At 67.7% G+C, this 22,054-nt stretch carries 19 protein-coding genes; 13 read left to right on the forward strand and 6 right to left on the reverse strand.

Annotated features, from left to right (window positions below; translation table 11 throughout):
* The first annotated feature begins 199 nt into the window (after positions 1 to 199).
* The 4 genes from imuA (at position 200) to AC5P7E_RS16850 (ending at position 6,048) form a co-directional block, all read left to right on the forward strand.
* A complete protein-coding gene (gene imuA, locus AC5P7E_RS16835; RefSeq protein WP_005413787.1) occupies positions 200 to 814 on the forward strand; it encodes a translesion DNA synthesis-associated protein ImuA in 615 nt (204 codons plus the stop codon).
* 9 nt (positions 815 to 823) lie between these two features.
* A complete protein-coding gene (locus AC5P7E_RS16840) occupies positions 824 to 2,233 on the forward strand; it encodes a Y-family DNA polymerase (protein ID WP_114619057.1) in 1,410 nt (469 codons plus the stop codon).
* Positions 2,234 to 2,239: 6 nt separating this feature from the next.
* Positions 2,240 to 5,350 carry an error-prone DNA polymerase gene (locus AC5P7E_RS16845; protein WP_114619056.1) on the forward strand — a complete coding sequence of 1,037 codons (3,111 nt, stop codon included), beginning with the start codon at positions 2,240 to 2,242 and terminating at the stop codon, positions 5,348 to 5,350.
* Positions 5,351 to 5,541: 191 nt separating this feature from the next.
* Positions 5,542 to 6,048 carry a hypothetical protein gene (locus tag AC5P7E_RS16850; protein ID WP_005410054.1) on the forward strand — a complete coding sequence of 169 codons (507 nt, stop codon included), beginning with the start codon at positions 5,542 to 5,544 and terminating at the stop codon, positions 6,046 to 6,048.
* A gap of 32 nt (positions 6,049 to 6,080) precedes the next feature.
* On the opposite strand, the gene ptsJ is transcribed toward AC5P7E_RS16850, so the two are convergent.
* Positions 6,081 to 7,367 carry a MocR-like B6 salvage transcription factor PtsJ gene (gene ptsJ, locus AC5P7E_RS16855; RefSeq protein ID WP_005413790.1) on the reverse strand — a complete coding sequence of 429 codons (1,287 nt, stop codon included), beginning with the start codon at positions 7,365 to 7,367 and terminating at the stop codon, positions 6,081 to 6,083.
* A 76-nt stretch (positions 7,368 to 7,443) separates the two neighbouring features.
* Between ptsJ and AC5P7E_RS16860 the strand changes: the two genes are divergently transcribed.
* The 9 genes from AC5P7E_RS16860 to AC5P7E_RS16900 all read left to right on the forward strand — a co-directional run bounded on the left by AC5P7E_RS16860 (position 7,444) and on the right by AC5P7E_RS16900 (position 15,323).
* Complete coding sequence (locus AC5P7E_RS16860; RefSeq protein WP_005413791.1) at positions 7,444 to 8,217, forward strand: YggS family pyridoxal phosphate-dependent enzyme; 774 nt, start codon at positions 7,444 to 7,446, stop codon at positions 8,215 to 8,217.
* Entirely contained in the window at positions 8,214 to 8,915 is a 702-nt protein-coding gene (locus AC5P7E_RS16865; RefSeq protein ID WP_005410057.1) for a glutamine amidotransferase, read from the forward strand. The genes AC5P7E_RS16860 and AC5P7E_RS16865 overlap by 4 nt, the downstream gene beginning before the upstream one ends.
* The gene (locus tag AC5P7E_RS16870; protein ID WP_005410058.1) at positions 8,912 to 9,136 is read left to right on the forward strand and encodes a hypothetical protein; all 225 of its coding nucleotides are present in this window, start codon (positions 8,912 to 8,914) and stop codon (positions 9,134 to 9,136) included. Before AC5P7E_RS16865 ends, AC5P7E_RS16870 begins: the two co-directional genes overlap by 4 nt.
* A gap of 94 nt (positions 9,137 to 9,230) precedes the next feature.
* Positions 9,231 to 9,737 (forward strand): hypothetical protein, encoded by a 507-nt coding sequence (locus AC5P7E_RS16875; RefSeq protein WP_024956788.1) that lies wholly within the window; start codon positions 9,231 to 9,233, stop codon positions 9,735 to 9,737.
* Positions 9,738 to 9,861: 124 nt separating this feature from the next.
* Complete coding sequence (locus tag AC5P7E_RS16880; protein WP_049460409.1) at positions 9,862 to 10,371, forward strand: RNA polymerase sigma factor; 510 nt, start codon at positions 9,862 to 9,864, stop codon at positions 10,369 to 10,371.
* Positions 10,368 to 11,294: a FecR family protein gene (locus tag AC5P7E_RS16885; RefSeq protein WP_114619055.1), complete on the forward strand. Its 927-nt coding sequence runs from the start codon at positions 10,368 to 10,370 to the stop codon at positions 11,292 to 11,294. The genes AC5P7E_RS16880 and AC5P7E_RS16885 overlap by 4 nt, the downstream gene beginning before the upstream one ends.
* A 64-nt stretch (positions 11,295 to 11,358) precedes the next feature.
* Entirely contained in the window at positions 11,359 to 13,830 is a 2,472-nt protein-coding gene (locus AC5P7E_RS16890; protein WP_114619054.1) for a TonB-dependent receptor, read from the forward strand.
* The gene (locus AC5P7E_RS16895; protein ID WP_197596221.1) at positions 13,817 to 14,617 is read left to right on the forward strand and encodes a ChaN family lipoprotein; all 801 of its coding nucleotides are present in this window, start codon (positions 13,817 to 13,819) and stop codon (positions 14,615 to 14,617) included. Before AC5P7E_RS16890 ends, AC5P7E_RS16895 begins: the two co-directional genes overlap by 14 nt.
* Positions 14,610 to 15,323, forward strand: coding sequence for an energy transducer TonB family protein (locus AC5P7E_RS16900; protein ID WP_114619052.1), 714 nt, complete (start codon positions 14,610 to 14,612; stop codon positions 15,321 to 15,323). The genes AC5P7E_RS16895 and AC5P7E_RS16900 overlap by 8 nt, the downstream gene beginning before the upstream one ends.
* Here AC5P7E_RS16900 and AC5P7E_RS16905 read toward each other — a convergent pair.
* The 5 genes from AC5P7E_RS16905 to AC5P7E_RS16925 form a co-directional block, all read right to left on the reverse strand.
* Positions 15,320 to 15,754 carry a RidA family protein gene (locus AC5P7E_RS16905; protein ID WP_114619051.1) on the reverse strand — a complete coding sequence of 145 codons (435 nt, stop codon included), beginning with the start codon at positions 15,752 to 15,754 and terminating at the stop codon, positions 15,320 to 15,322. The genes AC5P7E_RS16900 and AC5P7E_RS16905 overlap by 4 nt on opposite strands.
* A gap of 180 nt (positions 15,755 to 15,934) precedes the next feature.
* Positions 15,935 to 16,837, reverse strand: coding sequence for a cation diffusion facilitator family transporter (locus AC5P7E_RS16910; RefSeq protein ID WP_005410066.1), 903 nt, complete (start codon positions 16,835 to 16,837; stop codon positions 15,935 to 15,937).
* 28 nt (positions 16,838 to 16,865) lie between these two features.
* Positions 16,866 to 19,154: an Orn/Lys/Arg family decarboxylase gene (locus AC5P7E_RS16915; RefSeq protein ID WP_114619050.1), complete on the reverse strand. Its 2,289-nt coding sequence runs from the start codon at positions 19,152 to 19,154 to the stop codon at positions 16,866 to 16,868.
* A gap of 20 nt (positions 19,155 to 19,174) precedes the next feature.
* Positions 19,175 to 20,527, reverse strand: a complete 1,353-nt coding sequence (gene adiC / locus AC5P7E_RS16920; protein ID WP_005410068.1) for an arginine/agmatine antiporter — start codon at positions 20,525 to 20,527, stop codon at positions 19,175 to 19,177.
* Positions 20,528 to 20,603: 76 nt separating this feature from the next.
* On the reverse strand, positions 20,604 to 22,037 hold the full coding sequence (locus tag AC5P7E_RS16925; protein ID WP_100438624.1) for a DcaP family trimeric outer membrane transporter: 1,434 nt from the start codon (positions 22,035 to 22,037) through the stop codon (positions 20,604 to 20,606).
* Positions 22,038 to 22,054: the final 17 nt, after the last annotated feature.

Genomic DNA, 22,054 nt, shown 5'->3' on the forward strand with positions numbered 1-22,054 from the left:
CCTTGGTCGGCACTCCTTTACCCCTTCAGCAACCTGAAACCGGACCCTCCGATTTCATTAGTAATTCTACTCACAAGACGAGTAGCATGTCTGGTCTCAGCCCCTGATACCGGCCCGTCGATACTCGCGCCATGCCCGCTGTTTCCGCCCGTTCCTGCCGTTTCCAGCCCGCCCGGCGCCTCCCCTGGAGGGCCGGCTGATGGGTGCCGTCGTCGCCCTCGACCGGCTGCTGGACGGGCGCCAGCTGTGGCGCGGCCCGGCCCGCCAGGGGCCGGCCAGCGACCACCTGGCCAGCGGCCACCCGGCACTGGACGCACGCCTGCCCGGCGGTGGCTGGCCCACCAGCGGGCTGTGCGAGGTACTGCAGGCGGCGCCCGGGGTGGGTGAGCTGGCGCTGGTCTGGCCGGCGCTGGCCAAGCTGAGCCTGCGCGACCGCCCGATCGTGCTGGTCGCCCCGCCCTATCGCCCGCATGCCCCGGCCTGGGCGGCAGCCGGGCTGGACCTGGCCCAGCTGCAGATCATCCACGCAGCGCCGAAACAGGCGCTCTGGGCCACCGAGCAGTGCCTGCGCTCTGCCGCCTGCGCGGCGGTGCTGTGCTGGCCGCACCAGGCCGACGACCGCGCCCTGCGCCGCCTGCAGGTGGCCGCCGACAGCGGCCAGTGCCTGGGCTTCGTGTTCCGCGAGGCGCAGGCGGCGCGCAATCCCTCTCCGGCCAGCCTGCGCCTGCAGCTCGACCACGGCCAGGTGCGGGTGCTGAAGTGCCGAGGCGGCCTGCCGCCGGCGCAGCCGTTGCCGCTGGCCATCGCCCACTGAGGCCGCGCCATGCACTGGGCCTGCCTGTTGTTGCCGCAGCTGGCGCTGGACAGCGTGCTGCGCCTGCAGCCGGATCCGCAGCGCCCACTGGTGCTGCTGCAGGGGCCGGCACAGCGTCGCGTACTGCGTGCGGTCAGCCCGTCGTCACGCGCAGCGGGGCTGCGCCCGGGCATGCTGCTGTCGGCTGCGCAGGTGCTGGTGCAGGACATGCACCTGCACGATTACGATCCCAACGCCGAACAGCACACCCGGCAGCTGCTGGCCAGCTGGGCCTACGCCTACAGCTCGCAGGTCAGCCTCGATTTCCCGCATGCACTGGTGCTGGAGATCGGCGCCAGCCGCGCCCTGTTCGGTGACTGGCTGACGATCCAGCAGCGGCTGCGCAACGAACTGCACGAACTCGGCTTCCGTCACCGTCTGGTGGCCGCACCTACCCCACATGCCGCGCGCGTGCTGGCCAACGTCCACGATGGCCTCGGCATCGATGCACAGCAACTGCCGGCGGCGCTGGCGCAGTTGCCCCTGCCGCGCTGCGGCCTGCCCAACGAAGCGGTGACGGTGCTCGGCCGCTCCGGCCTGCGCACGCTGGGCGCAGTGCTCGAGCTGCCGCGCGACAGCCTGGCCCGGCGCTTTGCCCCCGAGGTCCTGCAGCAGCTGGATGCACTGCGTGGGCTACCCACCGCGCCACTGCGCTACTACCAGCCACCGGACCGTTTCGATGCACGCATCGAATTTGAGTACGAGATCGAATCCAGCCAGGCCCTGTTGTTCCCGCTGCGTCGCCTGCTGCTGGACCTGGCCGCGTTCCTGTGTTCGCGCGATGGCGGCGTGCAGCGCTTCGACCTGCATTTCGAGCACGATCTGCTGCCGGCCAGCGTGCTGACCATCGGCCTGCTGGCACCGGAACGCGATCCCGCGTTGCTGTTCGAGATCGCGCGCAACCGCATGGAAGCGTTCGCCCTGCCGGCCGGCAGCCGCGCACTGCGCCTGCAGGCCGAACAGCTGCCACCGTTCGTGCCCGCCGCGCGTGACCTGTTCGATACCCGGCCGGCACAGGCGATGCCCTGGAACCAGCTGCGCGAGCGCCTGCGGGCGCGGCTGGGCGATGACGCCGTGCAACCGCTGGCGGTGCAGGCCGACCATCGCCCCGAACGCGCCAGTGGCACCCAGCCCGCGGCCAAGCCTCCGTCGTACTGGCCGCTGCGCCCCGGTTGGCTGCTGGATACCCCGCAACCGCTGCGTGATCCGCGGCTGCGCATCGTCACCGGGCCGGAGCGGATCGAATCGGGCTGGTGGGACCAGGCCGACGCGCGCCGCGACTACTACGTGGTGGAAACCGCACACGGCCAGCGCGGCTGGGCTTTCCGTGAGCGCAACGATCCGCATGCGCCGTGGATGCTGCACGGCTGGTTCGGCTGAGCCGCCATGCACAGCGAACTGCCCGGCTACGCCGAACTGCACTGCCTGTCGGCCTTCAGTTTCCAGCGTGGCGCTTCGATCGCCGAAGAGCTGTTCGCGCGCGCCGCCGGCCAGGGCTACCGCGCGTTGGCGATCACCGACGAATGCTCGCTGGCCGGCATCGTGCGTGCCTGGCAGGCGGCCAAGGCGCATGGCGTGGCGCTGATCGTCGGCGCCGAATTCCAGGTCGAGGACGGACCCAAGCTGGCCCTGCTGTGCACCGACCAGGCCGCCTATGCCGGGCTCTGCCAGTTGATCACTACCTGTCGGCGGCGCGCGGCCAAAGGCGAGTACCGTTTCCTGCGCGAGGACCTGCTCGGCCTGCCCGACGGCCTGCTGTGCCTGTGGCTGGACCGGCAACCGGCCGCCACCGACCTGGAACTGCTGCGCGCCGGCTTCAATGATCGGCTGTGGCTGGCGGTGGAACTGCACCACGAGCACGACGACGCACGCCGCCTGCAGCAGCTGCAGGCCTTCGGCGAACGCCACCGCCTGACGCTGGTCGCCAGTGGCGATGTGCACATGCACGTGCGACGCCGCCGCGCCCTGCAGGACACGCTGACCGCGATCCGCCACCGCTGCAGCGTGGCCGAAGCCGGCTGGCGCCTGTTCCCCAACGGCGAGCGCCACCTGCGCCCGCGTACCGCGCTGGCCCAGCTGTATCCGCCCGAACTGCTGGCCGAGACCCTGCGCATCGCCGAACGCTGCCACTTCACCCTGGAACAGCTGCAGTACACCTATCCACGCGAGCTGGTGCCGGAGGGGCATGACCCGGACAGCTGGCTGCGCGAGCTGGTCGAAGAAAAGATTCCCTGGCGTTGGCCAGAAGGGATCAAGGACGCACAGCGCAAGCAGATCGAACATGAGCTGGCGTTGATCCGGGAGAAAAACTACGCCTCCTACTTCCTTACCGTGCATGACATCGTGCGCTTCGCCCGCAGCCAGGACATCCTCTGCCAAGGGCGTGGCTCGGCGGCCAATTCGACGGTGTGCTTTGTGCTGGGCGTGACCGAGATCGATCCTGCGCGCAGCAATCTGTTGTTTGAACGCTTCATCTCCGCCGAGCGCAATGAGCCGCCGGACATCGACATCGACTTCGAGCACGAGCGCCGCGAGGAAGTGCTGCAGTACGTGTTCAAGCGCTATGGCCGAGAGCGCGCCGCACTGACCGCAGTAGCAATCAGCTACCGTGGCCGCAGCGCGATCCGCGACGTCGCCCGTGCGCTCGGCCTGCCGATGGACCAGGTCAACGAACTGGGCGCGGCAATGGATCATTGGGGCGGCAACATCCCATTGCCGGAAACCCTCCGCGAGCGCGGTTTCGATCCGGACACACCCTTGATGCGGCGGCTGCTGGCATTGACCGCCGAGCTGATCGACTTCCCACGCCACCTGTCTCAGCATCCGGGTGGTTTCGTCATCTCCGAGCATCCGCTGTCGACCCTGGTGCCGGTAGAAAACGCGGCGATGGCCGACCGCACCGTCATCCAGTGGGACAAGGACGATCTGGATGCCACCGGCCTGATGAAGGTCGACTGCCTGGCGCTGGGCATGCTCACCGCCATCCGCAAATGCCTGGCGATGTTGAAGCAGCACGGCCTGCATGAAGGACGCATGGATGCGATCCCGCCCAAGGATGCAAAGACCTTCGACATGATCTGCGCCGCCGACACCATCGGCGTGTTCCAGATCGAATCGCGCGCCCAGATGGCGATGCTGCCGCGCATGCAGCCACGCACGTTCTATGACCTGGTGATCGAGGTGGCGATCGTGCGCCCTGGCCCGATCCAGGGCGACATGGTGCACCCCTATCTGGAGCGGCGCCGGATCCTGCGCGAAAAGGGACCGGACGCGTTGAACGACCCGGACAACCCGCTCTACCCACCGCAGCTGGAACGCGTGTTCGCACGCACGCTGGGCGTGCCGCTGTTCCAGGAACAGGTGATGCAGCTGGCGGTGGAAGCGGCCGGCTACACGCCGGGCCAGGCCGATGCCCTGCGCCGCTCGATGGCGGCGTGGAAGCGCCGTGGCGGCCTGGAACCGCATCGCGAGAAGCTGCTGGCCGGCATGCTCAAGAACGGTTTCAGCCGCGAATACGGCGAGCACCTGTTCGAGCAGATCAAGGGTTTCGGTGATTACGGTTTCCCGGAAAGCCACGCCGCCAGCTTCGCCCTGCTGACCTATAACAGCTGCTGGCTGAAATGCCATCACCCCGCCGCGTTCACCGCCAGCCTGATCAACAGCCAGCCGCTGGGCTTCTACAGCCCCGACCAGCTGCTGCAGGACGCGCGCCGGCATGGCATCCGCGTGCTGCCGGTGGACGTGCGCCACAGCGACTGGGACTGCACCCTGGATTTCAGCAGGGGCGCGGCCGCGATCCGGCTCGGCCTGCGCCTGATCGATGGCTGCAACGAGCCCGCCGTGCAGGCCATCATGCGCGAACGTGCGCGGCGCCCGTTCGACGATGTCGGCGACCTGTGCCAGCGCACCGCCCTGGACCGCCGCCAGCAGGGCCTGCTGGCCGATGCCGGTGCGTTGCGTGGGCTCAGTGGCCATCGCCATCGTGCACGCTGGGATATCTCCGGCGTGGAAAACCGGCTGCCGCTGTTCGACCAGGCCCGCGCCACCGCCGAAGCCCGCGTGCCGTTGCCCCTGCCCAGCGCCTGGGAGGACATGCAGGCCGATTACCGCAGCACCGGCACCACCCTCGGCCGCCATCCGATCTCATTCCTGCGTGCGCAGCTGCGCAGCCGTGGCTGTCTGGATGCCGCACAGCTGGTGGACCACGGTCATGGCCGTCGCGTGCGTATCGCCGGCCTGGTACGCATGCGCCAGCGCCCGCAGACCGCCAGCGGCGTCACCTTCCTCACGCTCGAAGATGAGACTGGCATGGTCAACGCCGTGGTCTGGCGGCACGTGGCCGATCGCCAGCACCGGGTGCTGGTCGATACCCAGCTGATGCAGATCGATGGCCGCCTGGAACGCGTCGATGGTGTGCAGCATGTCATCGTGCAGCGCATGCACTGCCTGGATGAGCTGCTGCAAGGACTGCGCAGCCACAGCCGCGATTTCCACTGACGCCGGGAATCACCGCGTAACGGCCACTGGGTGATGTCGACCAGGTAGAGGTAGAGTCGACTGTCAGTCGACTTGCGCGCGCCAGCGCGGGAATCTCCGTGATCTGATCGAACAGCAGTCGACTGACAGTCGACTCTACCCATCCCCTTTTGCATCCGCTATCGTCGGCACATCCAAGGAAGGACCACCCGATGCCCCGTGCGCTGCTGCTGACCACCCTGGTGGTCTCCACCCTCGCCCTGCTTGTTTCCGGCTGGACCGCCTGGAACCTGCATCGCAGCCAATCGCCACAGCGCATCATCGAAGCACGCGGCCTGGTCATCCACGATGCAAGCGGCCAGCCGCGGGTGATCCTCGGCGCACCGGTCCCCGACCCGCTCAGCCAGGGCCGCACCCAGGGGCCGCGCGCCACCGCCCTGTCTGGCCTGATCCTGCTCGGCCCCGACGGTTCCGAGCGTGGTGGTTATGGCACCAGCGACCGCGGCGGCGAAGCCCTGCTCACCCTCGACGATGCCACCGGCACTACCGAAGTATTCAAGGTCGTCGCCAACCCGGATCGCGGCGCCAGCCTGATGGTCAAGCACCAGAACAACACCGGCGCCATGCTCACCTCCTGGCAGGGCAAGCCGGAGCTGATGTTCGTCGATGACAGCGGCCAGTCCTACTACGTGCGCCCTGGCGCCAACGCCGCGCCCTGATCGGCTTCTGTAGCGTCGAGCCATGCTCGACGCTACACCCCGCACACGGCCGCCAGGTCATCGGCCAGCTGCCGCAGCTGCGTCGTCCCCAGCGCCGCACAGGTGATGCGCAGGCCATGTCCCGGCGCCGCCACCGCGAACACTTCGCCCGCCCGCACATGCCATCCGCGCGAAGCCAGTGCCAGCACCTGAGGATGGCTGTCAGCCGACAACGGCAGCCACAGGTTCAATCCCTCCATTGGCAGCGGCGTCGGCATGCCACGCGCGCGCAGCAACTCCTGCAGCGACTGCAGGCGCTGCTGGTAACGCTCACCTGCCGAGGCGATCTTCGCCCGCTGCGTTGCCGACGCCAGCACCGACGTCGCCGCATCCTGCAGCAGATGACTGACCCAGCCGGTGCCGGACGCCAATCGCAGCCGCAACCGCATCGCGGTTTCTTCATCGCAGGCCAACCAGGCCAGGCGCAGGTCGGGGCCGAGCGGTTTGGACAACGAACGCAACAGCGCCCAGCGCCGGCCATCCAGCGGCAGTACCGAGTGGTAGGCCTGCTGCGAAAGCAGCGCGTAATGATCGTCGACCAGCACCGCCACCTGCGGGTAGGCCGCCAGCAGCTGGCGCAACGCCCGTGCCCGCTTCGCATCCAGGCTGGCCCCGGTCGGGTTGTGCGCACGCGGGGTCAGCAGCACCGCGCGTGCACCGGCCTCCAGCGCCTGCCGAAGTGATTCGACCTGCATGCCATGCGCGTCCACCGCCACCGGCAACGGCGCGTGGCCCACGGCATTGAGCACATTGAGGCTGCCGAGGAAGCACGGATCCTCCACCGCGATGCGATCCCCCGGCAGCAGCCAGGCCGCCAGCAGGCGTTCAATGCCATCGACCGCGCCATGGGTCAGCTCCAGCGCATAACCCGCCGGGCAGTCCGCATCCAGCGAGGCGCGCGCCAGCGCCTGCAACCTCGGGTCGACCGTGCCCACGCCATACAGCCGCGGTGCGGCCGGGGCCAGGCGCAGGTTCGGCAGCAGGCGCGGATCCGGATTGCCACCGGCCAGGTCCTGCAGCGCCAGCCCGGGCGTACTGCCCTCGCGCGCCAGCGGCGGCGGCAGGCCACGCACCACCGTGCCGCGGCGGCCCGCCGTGCTGGCCAGGCCCGCCGCATCCAGGCGCTTGTAGGCAGCGGCCACGGTGTTGCGGTTCACGCCCAGCTGCTCGGCCAGTTCACGCACCGGCGGCAGCACGCTGCCGGCCGGCAGGCGGCCCTCGCCGATGCCCTCACGGATGCTGTCGAAGATCGACTCGGCACTGTGCCCGGTGATTTTCATTTTGTCCTATGCCAAAATATATATTGTCCTGTGCCAGTGTATCCCACCCTGGCCGCCCTGCATTGGAGGTGCCCGCATGCCCCTTGCCGCTGCCGACTGGCCCGTCGCCCAGTCCGTTGAACAGATCGCCGCCAACCTGGTCACGGTGCGTCAACGCATCGCCGATGCCTGCGCCCGCGTCGGCCGGGACCCGGCCAGCGTGCGCCTGCTGCCGGTCAGCAAGACCGTCGATGAAGCCCGCATCCGCATGGCGGTGGCCGCAGGCTGCCACGAACTTGGCGAGAACAAGGTGCAGGAGGCACAACGCAAGGCCGAAGCGATGGCCGACCTGGGCGTGCACTGGTCGGTGATCGGCCATCTGCAGACCAACAAGGCGCGCTACGTGGCACGCTTTGCCAGCGAGTTCCAGGCGCTGGACAGCCTGCGCGTAGCCGAGGCCCTGCAGCAGCGCCTGCAACTGGAAGAGCGCACCCTGGATGTGTTCGTGCAGGTCAACACCTCGGCCGAACCCAGCAAGTACGGACTGGAACCCGACGCGGTCGAGGCCTTCGTGCAACAGCTGCCAGCCTTCGATCGCCTGCGCGTGCGCGGCCTGATGACCCTGGCCATCTTCACCCCCGACGTCGAGCGCGTGCGCGCCTGCTTCGTGCGCCTGCGCGAACTGCGCGACCAGCTGCAACGCACCGCCCCGCCCGACCTGGACCTGTCGCAGCTGTCGATGGGCATGTCCGGTGATTTCGAAGTGGCCATCGAGGAAGGTGCCACCGTGGTCCGCGTCGGCCAGGCCATTTTCGGCGCCCGCGCCACCCCGGACAGCTTCTACTGGCCGAACAGCGGAGCCCCGGCATGAAGCACGCGGTTGTCCTGCAGCACGTTGGCTTTGAAGACCTCGGCACCCTGCAGCCACTGCTGTTGGCGCAAGGCTGGCAGCTGCAGCTGCTGCAGGCCGGCGTCGATGCGCTCGATGACGCCGAAACCGCCGACCTGCTGGTCGTGCTGGGCGGTCCCATCAGTGCCAATGACACAGGGACCTACCCCTTCGTCAACGACAGCATTGCCCTGCTGCAGCGCCGGCTGCAGCGGCAGCGGCCGACCCTGGGCATCTGCCTGGGTGCACAGCTGATGGCGCGGGCACTCGGTGCCAGTGTCGCTCCCAGTGGTGGCAAGGAAATCGGCTTTGCGCCACTGCTGCTGACCGATGAAGGCCAGCGTTCTCCGCTGCAGTCCCTGCAGGGCATTCCGGTACTGCATTGGCATGGTGAGGCGTTCGAACTTCCGGCCGGTGCACGCCGCCTGGCCAGCACGCCGGCCTGCCGTCACCAGGCCTTCGCCATCGGCAGCCACGCACTGGCCCTGCAATGCCACCCGGAACTGGACGCCCGCCAGTTCGAGCGCTGGCTGATCGGCCACACGCTGGAGCTGGCCCAGGCCGGCATCGATCCCAACGACCTGCGCGCACAGGCGCGTCGCTATGGCGCACCGCTGGCAGCGGCCGCAACCGCGATGTTCGACCATTGGCTGCAGGACCTGCCGGAGACACCGCAATGAACTACCGATTGCAGATCCACCGCGATGGCGCCCACTGGGGCCACTTCGACTGCAGCGGCCCCGATGCCCTGCAACGCATGGACGCCATTGCCGCACAGCTGCCTGCCGATCAGGGCTTCCAGCTGAAACGGCAGAAAGGTGTCGGCGAAGAGCGCATCCTGTCCAGCAATGCCGATGGCCTGCGGGTACTGGCTTCGCAGATCCAGTACCGCGACATCTGACCCGATGGTAGTGCCGGCCGCTGGCCGGCATCCGGATCTGCCGGCCAGCGGCCGGCACTACCGCGGCTGTTCGCCCGCGTGCGAAGCTTCACGCATGTTGACCCTGCAACGCGGCAACCACCACGGACTGCTCATCGCTCCGCGCTGGCCCTCCACCCGCATCCAACTGGAAGAAGAGGTACTGCAACGCCTGCTCGACGCGCAGGCGATGCTGCCTGCCGGGTTGCGCCTGCTGCTCACCCGTGGCTTCGAACCCGGCCACAGCCGTCTCGGCGGCTTCCGCCGCGCGGTACGACGGCTCGGCATCGCAGCATTCCGCACCTGCTACCCGCAACGCCGCGATGAGATCGATGCCATTTTCGGTGCCAACGGCCACGACATCGATGGCCGTCATGTCGATGTCTCACTGGTACTGCACGGCAAGCGGCTGCGGCTGCTGCCCCTGGGCGTGTTCACCCCACCGCGCTGGCAGGATCGTCGCGTTGCCCGTCATTCCGAAGCCGTCGTGCAGGTGAAGCGCAGCCTGCAGCAGTGCGGCTTCGAGCTGCATCACAACGCCACCGAAGCCCTGCAGATCCACTGCGACTATCGCCCGCGCTGACGCCGCGGTGGCCCATGCGTGCCGTGCCTCGCGCCATGGATGCAAATGATTCTCTTTTGCTGTAAGGTGCAGCCGCTGCCCTTGCCGCCGCGGGCTGTTCCCTTTCCCAGTTGTCGCCCGCCCCGTGTCCACGCCTGTCGAACCGACGGATGTCGCGCAGCTGTGCGCGGCCCATTACCGGCCGCTGCACGCCCATGTCCGCCGCAAACTCCCGCAACGCAGCGACGCCGATGACGTCGTCCAGGAAACCTGGCTGCGTGTCGTCAAAGTCGCCGCCAGCGGCCTGCTGAGCAACGGCCGCGCCTATCTGTACCGCGTCGCCCACAACCTGATCGCGGATCACTACCGGCAGCGCCAGCGCCGTCGCGAAGAGGTACTGGATGACACGCAGTTGCAGGCCATCGCCGATCCTGCACCACTGCCCGAGCAGCGACTGCTCGACGCCGAACAGCTGCGTCATCTCGATGCGATCATCGCCGCGCTGCCACCGCGCTCGCGCCAGGTGTTCCTGCTGGCGCGTGTGGAACAGATGGCCCTGGCCGAGATCGGCCGTCAGCTGGGCATCAGCCGGCAGACCGCGCACGGCCATCTGCTGCGCGCCCTCGTCGCCCTGCAGCAGGTGCCCGGCGCATGAGCCAGGACGCGATCGCGCGCGAAGCCGCACGCTGGTGGCTGGATGGACACGATGGCACCCGCGACGAGAACGCGTTCGACCAGTGGTGCCAGGCCGACCCCCGACATGCCGCGCAGTACCAGTATCTGCAGCACCTGTGGCAGGCAGGCGCGACGCTGCCCAGCCTGCAGCGGCAACAGCAGCGCAGGCAACGCCGTCGCCTGCGCGAAGCCGGCATTGCGGTTCTGTTGCTGTGTGCGCTGGGTCTCTACAGCCGCCATGCCTCGCCGCCGGTGGCGCAGGTACTGCGTACGGCCGCTGGCGAGATCCGCGATGAGACCCTTCCGGATGGTTCGCATGTCCTGCTGTCACCCGGCAGCGAAGTGAAGGTGCGCATCGATGGGCAGCGCCGCCAGCTCCAGTTGCAGCGTGGCCAGGCCTGGTTCCAGGTCGCCGCCGATGCCGACCGGCCCTTCCAGGTACACACTCCGCAGGGCACCGTCACTGCACTGGGGACCGCATTCGATCTTGCCGTGCAGGGCACCAGCAGCGTGGTCACCGTTACCGAGCATCGCGTGCGCGTGGACAGCGGCAACGCCAGCATGCTGGCCAACGACGGCGAGCAGCTGCGCTTCGATGGGCAGTCAACAGCCCATGCAACAACCACCGCCCCGGGAACACTGGCCTGGCGCGAGCGGCGCCTGCACTGGGTCTCGGCCCCGCTGGCCGACGTCACGCAGGGCCTGGACCGCTGGCACGGCGGGCACACGTGGGTCATCGGCGAGCAGCTGCGCCAGCAGCCGGTCACCCTGCTTGGCAGTGCCGACGGCGCAGCCAGCAACCGCGACCAGTTGGCCACTCAGTTGCAGGTGCGCGTACTGCGCCTCGGCGACGGCATACAGGTGTGGCTGCCGCAACGCAGGGAACGGCGTGATGGACCCTGACATCCGGCCTGCGGCTGCGTCTACCCGGGATGACGACGCTCTGCGTCAGCCCCTGGAGCCCCCGATGCTGTGTCCCCGCCCCCTTGTCCTCGCCCTGTCGCTGGCCTGCGCCAGCACCGTTCCACTGCTGCCAGACAGCGCCCACGCGCAGGCCGCCACTCGAAGCTACGATCTGCCCGCCCAGCCACTGGCGGCCGCGCTGGACGCCTACAGCCGGCTGACCGGTGTCGATCTGGTGATCGGCGCGGCGCTTCCCGCTGGCCATGCCGCGCCCGCCCTTCGCGGCGACTTCGACGATGCGCAGGCCCTGACGCGCCTGCTGGCGGGCAGCGGCCTGCGCCCGCGCTTCATCGATGCGCGCCGCGCCACTCTGGAGCCGGCGCCGGCCGAGCGCGGCGATGGCAGCCGCCGCACCGGGCCCTTGCGGGTGCAGGGCAATACCGCGCACGGCCATTCCCCCGGTGCAGGTGCCAGCCAGTATGTACCAGCCACCCGCGATGGCTTTGCGCCTTCGATCGGCAGCGAGCGCGTGGCGATGGCTGAACGCCAGGAAGGCAACAGCCTGCTGCGCTCGATGCCTGGCACCCACAGCTTCCATTCGCGCAGCCAGCCGGGCCTGCAGGTCAACATCCGCGGCATGACCGGTGCTGGCCGGGTCAACACCATGATCGACGGTGTCACCCAGACCTTCCGCAACAATGCCGGGCATGGCTCGGGTGGTCCGTTCGCCTATGTCGATCCTTTCCTGCTGGCCGGCGTGGACGTGCAACGCGGTGCGGTCGCCGGTGGTGATGGTGCGGGTACGCTGGCCGGCAGTGCCAACTTCCGCACGCTGGATATCGACGATCTGCTTGGTGAGGGCCGTGACTGGGGCCTGCGTGCAGGCTATCGCCACGGCAACAACGGCTACGGCAGCGGCCGTACCTTCGCCGGTGCCTGGCGCCACAGTGAAGAGGGTGGCGACCGCCAGTTCGGCCTGCTGGCGGCTGCCAGCAGCAGCCGCAGCAGCGAATACGCAACCGCGCGTGGGCAGAAGAACAACGCCGACCCGGGCAGCCAGCAGCCCAGCAGCTGGCTGTTGAAAGCACGCCTGCAGCCCAGCGACCAGCACCGGCTGAACCTGAGCCACATGCGTTACGAAAACGGCTTCTACCACAACTATCCGTGGCAGATTTCCGCGCGCAACCAGCGCGCCAGCTACCACTACACACCCTATTCGCCGTGGATCGACCTGCGTGCAACCTTCGCCGGCAACAAGACCCGGCTGTTCTATCCGCCAGTGGAGGATTCCAGCTACATCGGTCGCCGCACCCACAGCAGCCTGAGCAGCTGGACCGTGGACAACACCAGCCGCTTCGACATCGGGGCACTGCAGGCGCGCTGGAACACCGGCATCAAGCACCAATCGGACATCTATGTGGCCGACACCCCCGTCCTGCGCGGTGCCAACCCGCAAGGTCGCAGCCAGCTGGACAGCGTGTTCAGCACTCTGGAGCTGCAGTACGACATCTACGCGCTGACCGCCGGCCTGCGCCAGGACCGCTTCGGCATCCGTGGCCACATCCCGGTGTGCTCGGATGTGCCCGGCCAGTGCGCGGAGATCAATGGCGGCGGCATCGACGTGCGTCGCACCGAGCGCGCACTCAGCCCCAGCCTGGCGGTATCCTGGCAAGCCACCGACTGGCTGCAACTGTTCGCAGAAGCCTCGCGTACTTCCCGCCCGCCGCGGGTGCAGGAGATGTTCTTCGAGAAGATCCCGCTGGAAGGCATGAGCGACGCCGATGGCGTGGGCGCCAACCCGTTCCTGCGCCGCGAGCGCTCGCGCAACCTGCAGTTCGGTGCCAACCTCAGCACCGACTCGCTGCTGGTCGACGGTGACCTGGCACAGCTGCGGATCACCCGCTTCGACAACCGCATCCGCGACTACATCAAGCCGCAGTATCTGCTGATCGTGCATCCGCCGGAAGTGGAACCGTTCGTGGTGCCGATCGACAGCGATCCGCAACTCACTGCCTGGACCGATGCGCTGGACGTGGACGACTTCAGCACCACCACGCGCTGGATGAACCACCCCGGCGTGGTGCGCATGCGCGGTATCGAACTGGAAGCGCATTACGCCAGCGAGCACTACCACGCCACGCTGAGCTGGACCCGCTCGCACACCAGTGCGCCGGCCATCGAGTTCGTCAACCTGGAAGACATCACCGCCCTGCCCGACCGCTACTGGACGCTGGACGTGGGCGGCCGCTGGTGGCAGCAGCGCGTGCAGGCCGGCCTGCGCGCCGAGTACTCCGGGCCGACCGAGGAAGGCTACGACTTCTTCCAGACCCGCAAGACCGGCGGCACCGGCGTGCTGCTCGACTTCTACGCCAGCTTCAAGCCCCAGGCCAACACCACGCTGTGGCTGAACATCGAAAACCTGCAGAACAAGGCCTATGACAACAATGCCTCGATCGACAGCATCTTCAGCCCGATCCTGGACCGCGGCAACGGCCGTGGCCGTACCGTCTCGATGGGCGTCAATGTGGCGTTCTAGCCGTCGCTGGCTGCCCGTATGCCTGCTCGCGCTGGCGACCGTGGCCAGCGCGCAGTCGATGCCTGGCTCAGTGATCGACCTGGCCAACGGCCGGCACCTGGACGAAGCCGCGTTCGTGGCGCGTGCGGCGGACGCCCGGAGGCTGATGCTGGGTGAGCGCCATGACCTCGCCGGAGACCACGCCGCCCAGCGCTGGCTGCTGCAGGCGCTGCAGCGGCGGCGCCCGCAGGGTTCGCTGGTGCTGGAAATGATCGCCAGCGAGCGCCAGCCACGCCTGCAGCGGGTGCAGCGCTGGCTGGCCAAGGGCAACCAGGCCGAAGGTGCACGCCTGCAGGAACTGCTGGACTGGGATACGCGTTGGCCGTGGGCCGCGTATGGCGGGCTGGTACAGGATGCTGCCGATGCAGGCACGCCGCTGTTCGGCGGCAACCTGTCGCGTGCCGAGGTCATCGCGCTGCTCGCGTCCACCAAGGGCGTACGGTTCCCGGTGGCCGCTGCCCGCCAGCGCCTGTCGGCGGTGGTGCTGGCCCAGCACGCAGACGCAGCACCGATGCTGGAAGGGATGCTGGCCGTGCAACAGGCCCGCGACACACGCATGGCACAGGTGCTGCTCGATGCGCCCGCGCCGGCGCTGCTGGTAGCGGGGCGCTGGCATGTACTGCGCGGTACCGGGGTACCGGGCTACCTGTCACCGGCTACGCCTGCGCTGGTGATCGCATTGGCTTCGCCGGGTGAAACCGTGGATGCGGCGGATGCCGATCTGCTGTGGGTGCTGGACGATGAGTGAGCGCGGCCAACACTGGCAGGCGATCGCGATCACCGCCGTCCTGCACCTGCTGCCCTTGCTGCTGTTGGTGCACTGGGTGGCAGCGCCGCCGATGCTGCCGCCGCCGGAGCAGGACGTGCGCATCAGCCTGCGCCTGCTGGCGCCGGCCACGCCGCCACAGCCCGTAGAGGAGCGCCAGGCCGACGCCCCCAGCCAGGCGCAGCAGGCGCGCGCATCGCAACCGGCAAAGTCGCCCTCGCCACCGAAACCCACCGCCGCGCGCGAGGGCGAGTTGGCCGCCAGCGAAACGGGCGGGACGGGTCGAACGCCGCTGCCGGTCGCCCCGCCGGCGGCCGCGACCGATGCCAGTCCCGCACCGGCATCGATCACGGCCGCTCCGCCCGCTCCAGACGCGCCACCGGCGGACTTCCAGGCCGGCGCCGCCAGCGACCAGTGGGAAGCCCGCCTGATGGCGCGGCTGGAGCGTTACCGCTATTACCCTGCCGCCGCACGCTCGCGCCGGCAGCAGGGCACTGCCTGGGTCAGGGCCAGCATCGACCGCGAAGGCCGCCTGCTGGCTCTGCGGCTGGAACAGTCCAGTGGCCAGCCGATGCTCGATGACGCCGCGCTGCAGACCTTCCGTCGCGCGCAGCCGCTACCGCCCATTCCCGATGAACTGAAGGCACCACAGGAACTGGTGGTGCCGGTGGAGTACTACCTGCGCTAGGCGGCGTAGGCCTCCGCCTCGATCTCGAACAGCATGCCGCCCAGCGCCAGTCGCGGCACCGGGATCAGCGTGCAGGTGGGCGCCGCACGGTTCGGCCAGCGTCGCCGCACCTGGTGGGCAATGATGCCCAGCCGGTCCTCATCGTGGCCGACCACCAGGATGCGCAACCGCGCCACATCAACCAGGCTTGCCTGCGCCGAGCGCAGCGCGGTCTGCAGGTTGTCCAGCGCCTGCCCGACCTGGTCTTCGAAGCTGGGCGAGAGACGGCCCTGCGCATCTTCACCGCCCTGCCCGGCCACGTGGATCACCCGTGCCGGCAGGCGCACCACCGCCACGTGTGAGTAGCCGCTGGCCGAAGGATCGTAGAGGCCCGGTGGATTGAACAGCTCCAGCAGGCCATGGCTGAAGTCCGGTGTGGTCAGCAGGTTCATGCCGCGCGCCTCGTGGGGGTTGCCGGCAGTCTGTGACCTCAACCCCGGTTGAGGTCAAACGGATCCGGTGCAACAGACCGGTCTGCCACGCGCAACGATCACGCGATCCCGTGGAATCGAGCCTGCTCGACTTCCGCTGACGAAAAGCAGTCGAGCTATCTCGACTCTACAGAAGCGTGGTCACGTCCACGCCGGATCTGCGGTGAAATCGATGGTCAGCCAGAACGTGCTGCCCCGAGCATCCAGCCTGACCGCGATCTCATCACGCATCGCATCGACCTCGCCCACCGAGCCCAAGGGCGTAGCCGGATCGGCCAGCACATGGATCTCGATGAAGCGCATCCGCCCCATCTTCGCCACGTGGCTGGTGAAACCGGCATAGCCACGCTCGGCCACGAATGCCTGCATGACCTGCTGCACGCGCCGGTCCAGATCATCCGGCGCCACCTGCAGTACTTCGCGCATGGCCTTCCACGCACTGCGCGCCGGTACCGGCAGTACCGCCAGGCTGATCAATGCCAGCACGATCGAATCCAGGTACGGCACCCAGTGGTGCCACTCACCGCCATGCAGGACCAGGGCCAGTACGAAGGCCAGCACTACCGCCAGGCTCATCAAGCCACCCAGCAGCCAGCCCCGTACATCCAGCCACAACAGCGCCGAGCGCAGGCGCCGCGCCCGCTGGGCGACGAACGCCGCCATCGCCAGGTTGCTGGCACTCAGCAGCGCCGCCCACCACAGCGCGGGCCCGAATTTCACCTCGTGTCCGCCCGTGGTCAAACCGATCACCGCGTTGGCCAGCGCATACACGCAGGCCAGCGACAGGATCACACCGCCAAGCGCCTCGACCATCGGCTCCAGGTGCCAGTAGCCGTACTGGAAGCGCGGGCTCTGTTCCCGCGCCACCAGCCGCAGCACCGACAACGACACCAGGGTCAGGGCAACGTCGACCAGGCTGTACACTCCGTCGAACAGGATGGCCTGCGATCCCACCAGCAGGCCACCGCTGAAGCCGACCACGCTGACCGCGATGGTGAACCCGATCGAGAACTTCAGGATGCGTTGCTCGCGCGCGGTATCCATCGTTCGCCGAAGGGCCGACCGTCGCCGGTCAGGCCTTCAGTACCTCCACCTTGTACGAGGTCACATCGCCGTCGTTCTCGATGATGAGCCCGTGCACGTCCGACTCGAAGCCCGGGAAGCGGGCATTCTGCTCACGGGCGATGCGCAGCGACTGGATGATCGGCTCATCGCTGTCGCCAAAGCGCTCGCCCGGCATGATGGTCGGAATGCCCGGCGGGTACGGCACCAGCATGGTCGCGGCGATGCGACCACTGACCTGCTCGATGTCGACCCGCTCGATCTCGCCCTTCACCAGGTGGTTGTAGGCATCGGCCGGGGTCATCACCGGGGTTGGCAGATCCACGTACATCTCGCGCATCACCTTGGCCACCGCGAATTCCTGGTTGAACGCATGCAGCGCGTCGCACAGGTCACGCAGGCCCCAACCGGCGTAGGCATTCGGATAGTCGGCGGCCAGCGTCGGCAGTGCCTGGCTGAGCGGCGCATTGCGGTCGTACAGTTCCTTGAACGCCATCAGTTCGGTGACCAGGGTGCTCCACTTGCCCTTGGTGATGCCCATCGAGAACAGGAACAGCACCGAGTACAGGTTGGTCTTCTCCACGGTGATGCCGCGGCCCCACAGGAACTTGCTCAGCACCGCCGCCGGAATGCCCAGCTTGCCCATGCTGCCGTCCATCGCCAGGCCCGGGGTCAGCAGGGTCACCTTGATCGGGTCGATCAGAACATAGTCATCCACCAGGTTCTCGAAGCCGTGCCAGTGCACATCCGGCTGCAGGTACCACTCCTCGCGCTTGGCCACCATCGGTGCCGGCGTATCGCCCTTGTCCAGGCTGCGCTCGACCTGGGTCGGCTGCCACACGCTGAACCACCAGTCGTCGCGCCCCAGGTCATCGCGGACGTGCAGCATCGCGCGGCGGAAGGCGATCGCCTCGTCGTGCATTTCCTGTACCAGCGAACGGCCGGCATCGCCTTCCATCATCTTCGAGGCCACATCACAGGCCGCGATCACTCCGTAATGCGGGCTGGTCGAGGTGTGCATCATGAACGATTCGTTGAAGCGCTCGGCATCCAGGTTGCGCTGCGCCGAGTTGCGCACGTGGATCATCGAGGCCTGCGAGAACGCGGCCAGCAGCTTGTGCGTGGAATGCGTGGTGAAGATGATCGCATCCTGCTCGCGCGGCTTGCCCTTGGCCATGCCGTAGTGGTTCTCGTAGAACGGATGGAACGCAGCGTAGGCGTACCAGGCTTCGTCGAAATGCAGGAAGTCCACCGCGCTGCCGATCTCGTCGGCGATCTTCTCGGCGTTGTAGCACAGGCCATCGTAGGTGGAGTTGGTCACCACTGCGATGCGCGGCTTGGAGCCGGCCTTGTAGGCCTTGCTGGCCAGCGGGTTGGCGGCGATACGCTGCTGCAGCGACTCCGGCGTGAACTGGTCCAGGCTGATCGGGCCGATGATGCCATGCGCGTTGCGGCTGGGGGTGAAGTACACCGGCACTGCGCCGGTCATGATCAGCGCGTGCAGCAGCGACTTGTGGCAGTTGCGGTCGACGAACACCACGTCGCCGCGGGCCACTGTGCCGTGCCAGACGATCTTGTTGGCGGTGGAAGTGCCGTTGGTGACGAAGAAGGTATGGTCGGCACCGAAGTTGCGTGCGGCCTCGTTCTCGGCGTCCTTGATCGGACCAGTATGGTCAAGCAGCGAACCCAGTTCCGGCACCGAGATCGACAGATCGCTGCGCAGCGTGTTCTCGCCATAGAACTGATGGAACGCGCGGCCGACCGGCGATTTGGTGAACGCCACGCCGCCCGCATGGCCAGGCGTATGCCAGGAATAGTTCGACTCGGCCGCGTGATGGATCAGCGCCTTGAAGAACGGCGGCAGCAGGTTCTTCATGTAGTCTTCGGCCGCGCGCATCACCTGTCGCGAGATGAAGCTCTTGGTGTCTTCGAACAGGAAGATGAAGCCATGAATGTACTTGAGCAGCTTGCTCGGCACCTTCTCGATGGTGCGGCGCTCGCCGTACAGGAACACCGGCAGGTTGGCGCGGCGCGCGCTCTGCTCGCGCAGGAAGGCGGTCAGGCGCTGGAACTCGCCATCCACCTCTTCGCTGCCATCGATCGAGATCAGCACCGCCGACGCCGCCACGTAGGTGCGGGCACCGGCACGGGCATCATCCAGGTTCAGGCCGCACAGCACGCGCTGGTCGTTGCTGCGCAGCTCTTCCACCAGGGCGCGGATCAGGATGCCGCCGATGCGCGGCGACTCGTAGTCGTTGTCGATGACAATGACCGGGTAGTCCAGGGACTTGAAGTACACGTTGATTCTCCTTGTCTAACTCAGGAACGCTGGGCGCCGGCGCTGATCGCCGAGGCCTCGCGGGCGCGCTGCCGCTGCTGGCGGCGCTCCTCGCTGAAGAAGGGATAGAACACGGTGATGAACAGCACGAACAGGAACGCGTACTGCACGATGGTTCCCGACGAGCCGTAGATCGCCCACAGGCAGTAAACGACGGTCAGGCTGGTCAGGGTCCAGAACGCACCGGTGTGGACCAGGGTGTGCGAGCGCTCGACCACGAAGTAGCAGGCCACGCACGAGTAGATGTAGGGCAGCAGGGTCAGCACCACCGCCGCCGATGTGATCACGTCGAACTGTGCCGACGCGGTTTCCGAGGTGGAGGTGACCAGCACCGCAAGGGTCATCAGCACGGCCACGATCAGCACACCCTTGACCGGCACGTCGTCCTTGTTGGTCTTGCTGAAGATGCTCGGGAACAGGCCGTCATCGGAGGCTGCCTTGGCGCTCTGCGCGGTCAGCAGGATCCAGCCGCCCAGCGAACCGGCGGCACCGATGAAGGCACACAGGCTGACCAGCGCACCACCCCAGCCACCGACGGCCTTGGCCGCAGCCAGTGCGAACGGCGCATCGGAAGTCTGCAGTTCGCCATTGGGCACCATCCCCATGATCACCGAGGAACTGGCGATATAGGCGATGGCGGCCAGGAACACACCCGCCAGGGTGGCGCGGGCCACGTTCTTTTCCGGGTTCTCGACCACACCAGCGGTGACCGAGGCCGACTCGACGCCAATGAAGGCCCACAGCGTCAGCGCCGCGGCGCTGGAGATCGCGCCGAAGTTCGATTCGCCGGACACGTTGTAGGCGCCCTTGAAAATGTCGGCATCGAAGAAGAACCAGCCGAAGATGGCGATGCCCAGGATCGGCACCAGCGCAAAACTGGTGGTGACGGTCTGCACCCGGCTGACGAACGCCGGACCGATCACGTTGGCGAAACTCAGCGCCCACACCAGGATCAGCACCGCGATGCAGCGCACCAGCGGCTCGGACAGGATCGGGAAGAAGTAGCTGAAATAGCCCACTGCGGCGATCGGAATGGCGACGTTGCCGATCCAGTTGGCGAACCAGTAGATGGTGTTGGTCTGGAAGCCCATGTAGGGCCCGAACCAGTCGCGCGCATAGGCGTACGGGCCGCCCGCCTTCGGTGCCAGCTTGCCCAGCTTGGCGAACACGAAGGCCAGCAACAGCGCACCGGCGGTGGTGATCAACCAGCCCCAGATCGAGGCGGTACCAATCTTGGCCAGGCTCGATGGCAGCAGGAACACGCCTGAGCCCATCATGTTGCCGGCGACGAGGAAGGTGGCTCCGACCACCCCGATCTTCTTTGCTTCTGCCATGACAATCTCCTGTACTGGCATGAGCCCGGTACAACCGGGCGTGGGGACGGTTACGCTGGCGTACGACCGCTGGCGCTTATTTGATGAAGTTGTATTGCAGGCTGCCCTGCACCCGGACCGTGTCGCCGCGTGCGCCGCCCTGCTGTTCCAGGCGGCCGTACAGCAGCTCCATGCCCATCGTCCACGACGGCGCGGGGCTCCAGATCAGGTTGAATACGCCGTACCGGCTCTGCCGGAAGGCATCGGCCGCCAGTGCGGCGTTCCGCTCCAGGGTCAGCTGGCCGAAGATCAGGTTCGATCGCCACAACTCGGACCAGTAGTGGGTATAGCCGACGAAGCCGCCGTGCAGGTCCAACGCGTCGAGGCGGCCATCGGCACCGACCACCGCGTCCAGCCCGGAGCCGGTCAGGTCGGCGGTATAGCGGCTGAGGCCGCGTCCTCCCAGCGCACCGAACAGCAGCAGGTCGCGCTCGCCCACCGAGGCCGAGCCACTCAGCTGCAGGCCGCCGGCCATTCGCCGGTCGCGCTCGCCATCGCCGTCATAGGCCAGGCTGCGCGCCACCGCGCCCACCTGCAGGTGGCCCCAGTCGCGCTCCATGCGCGCGGTCACGGTTACGTCCGGCAGACGGTTCACCGCAGCCCGCTCATCACTGGCACCGGCAAGTTCAGTCTTCGGGTCTTCGGCCGCCACGGTCAGCGTGTTGCCCTTGCCCATCGTGAAGCTGTGGTGGATGCCGGCCACCAGCAGATAGCCGGCGCCGCCCGGCCCGGCGAAGTCCAGCGTGTCGGGCAGGCTGTCCGGGTCCATGAAGCTGGAGTAGCCATAGCCGGCATAGGTATTGCCGAGCTGTCCATACGCATGCCGCAGGCGGAACTCGTAGCCATCGCTGCTGCCGAAGAAGTCGTTCTCCAGATAGAAGCGCAGGTTGCCGTGCGTGGTTGGACGCCGCGCCTCGAAGCTGAAGCGGGTCTGCTTGGCGTGGATGTTGAAGTTGGAGACATCGCGGTGGCTGCCGCCCACCGGCATCGACGAGGGAATGAACTGATCCTCGTCGCCGGCCGCGCGCGAATCGGCGATGGCATCCAGCTTGGCGTAACCGCCGATGCGGATCACCGTATCAGTGCCGGGTATGGCAAAGAACCCCTTCAGATCCGGGTCGGTCGGGCCCGCCGCACTGTCCGGTCGCGATGCCGCAGTGGACGGATCAGCGACCGAATCGCGCTGCGGCAGTACCGGCTGCGCCACACCCGGCACCTGGGTGCGATGGATCACGTCGGAAGGGGCGGCAGAGGCCATCGGCGCCATTGCAGGCGCGGCTGTTGCCTGCACAGGCGCAGCATCGCGCTGCTCAAGCCGGTCCAGCCGTTGCTGCATGCGTTCCAGCGCCTGGCGCATGGCGGCCATCTCGCGCCGCAATGCCTGCGCATCCTCTGCATCACCCTGTTGAGCGTACGCCGGCGTGATCGCCAGTGCCCCCAGGCATGCCAGACTCAGTACGGCCAAACGCATTGCATCCTCCCCTGACG

This window comes from Stenotrophomonas sp. YJH_SMC_25 (assembly GCF_059369595.1).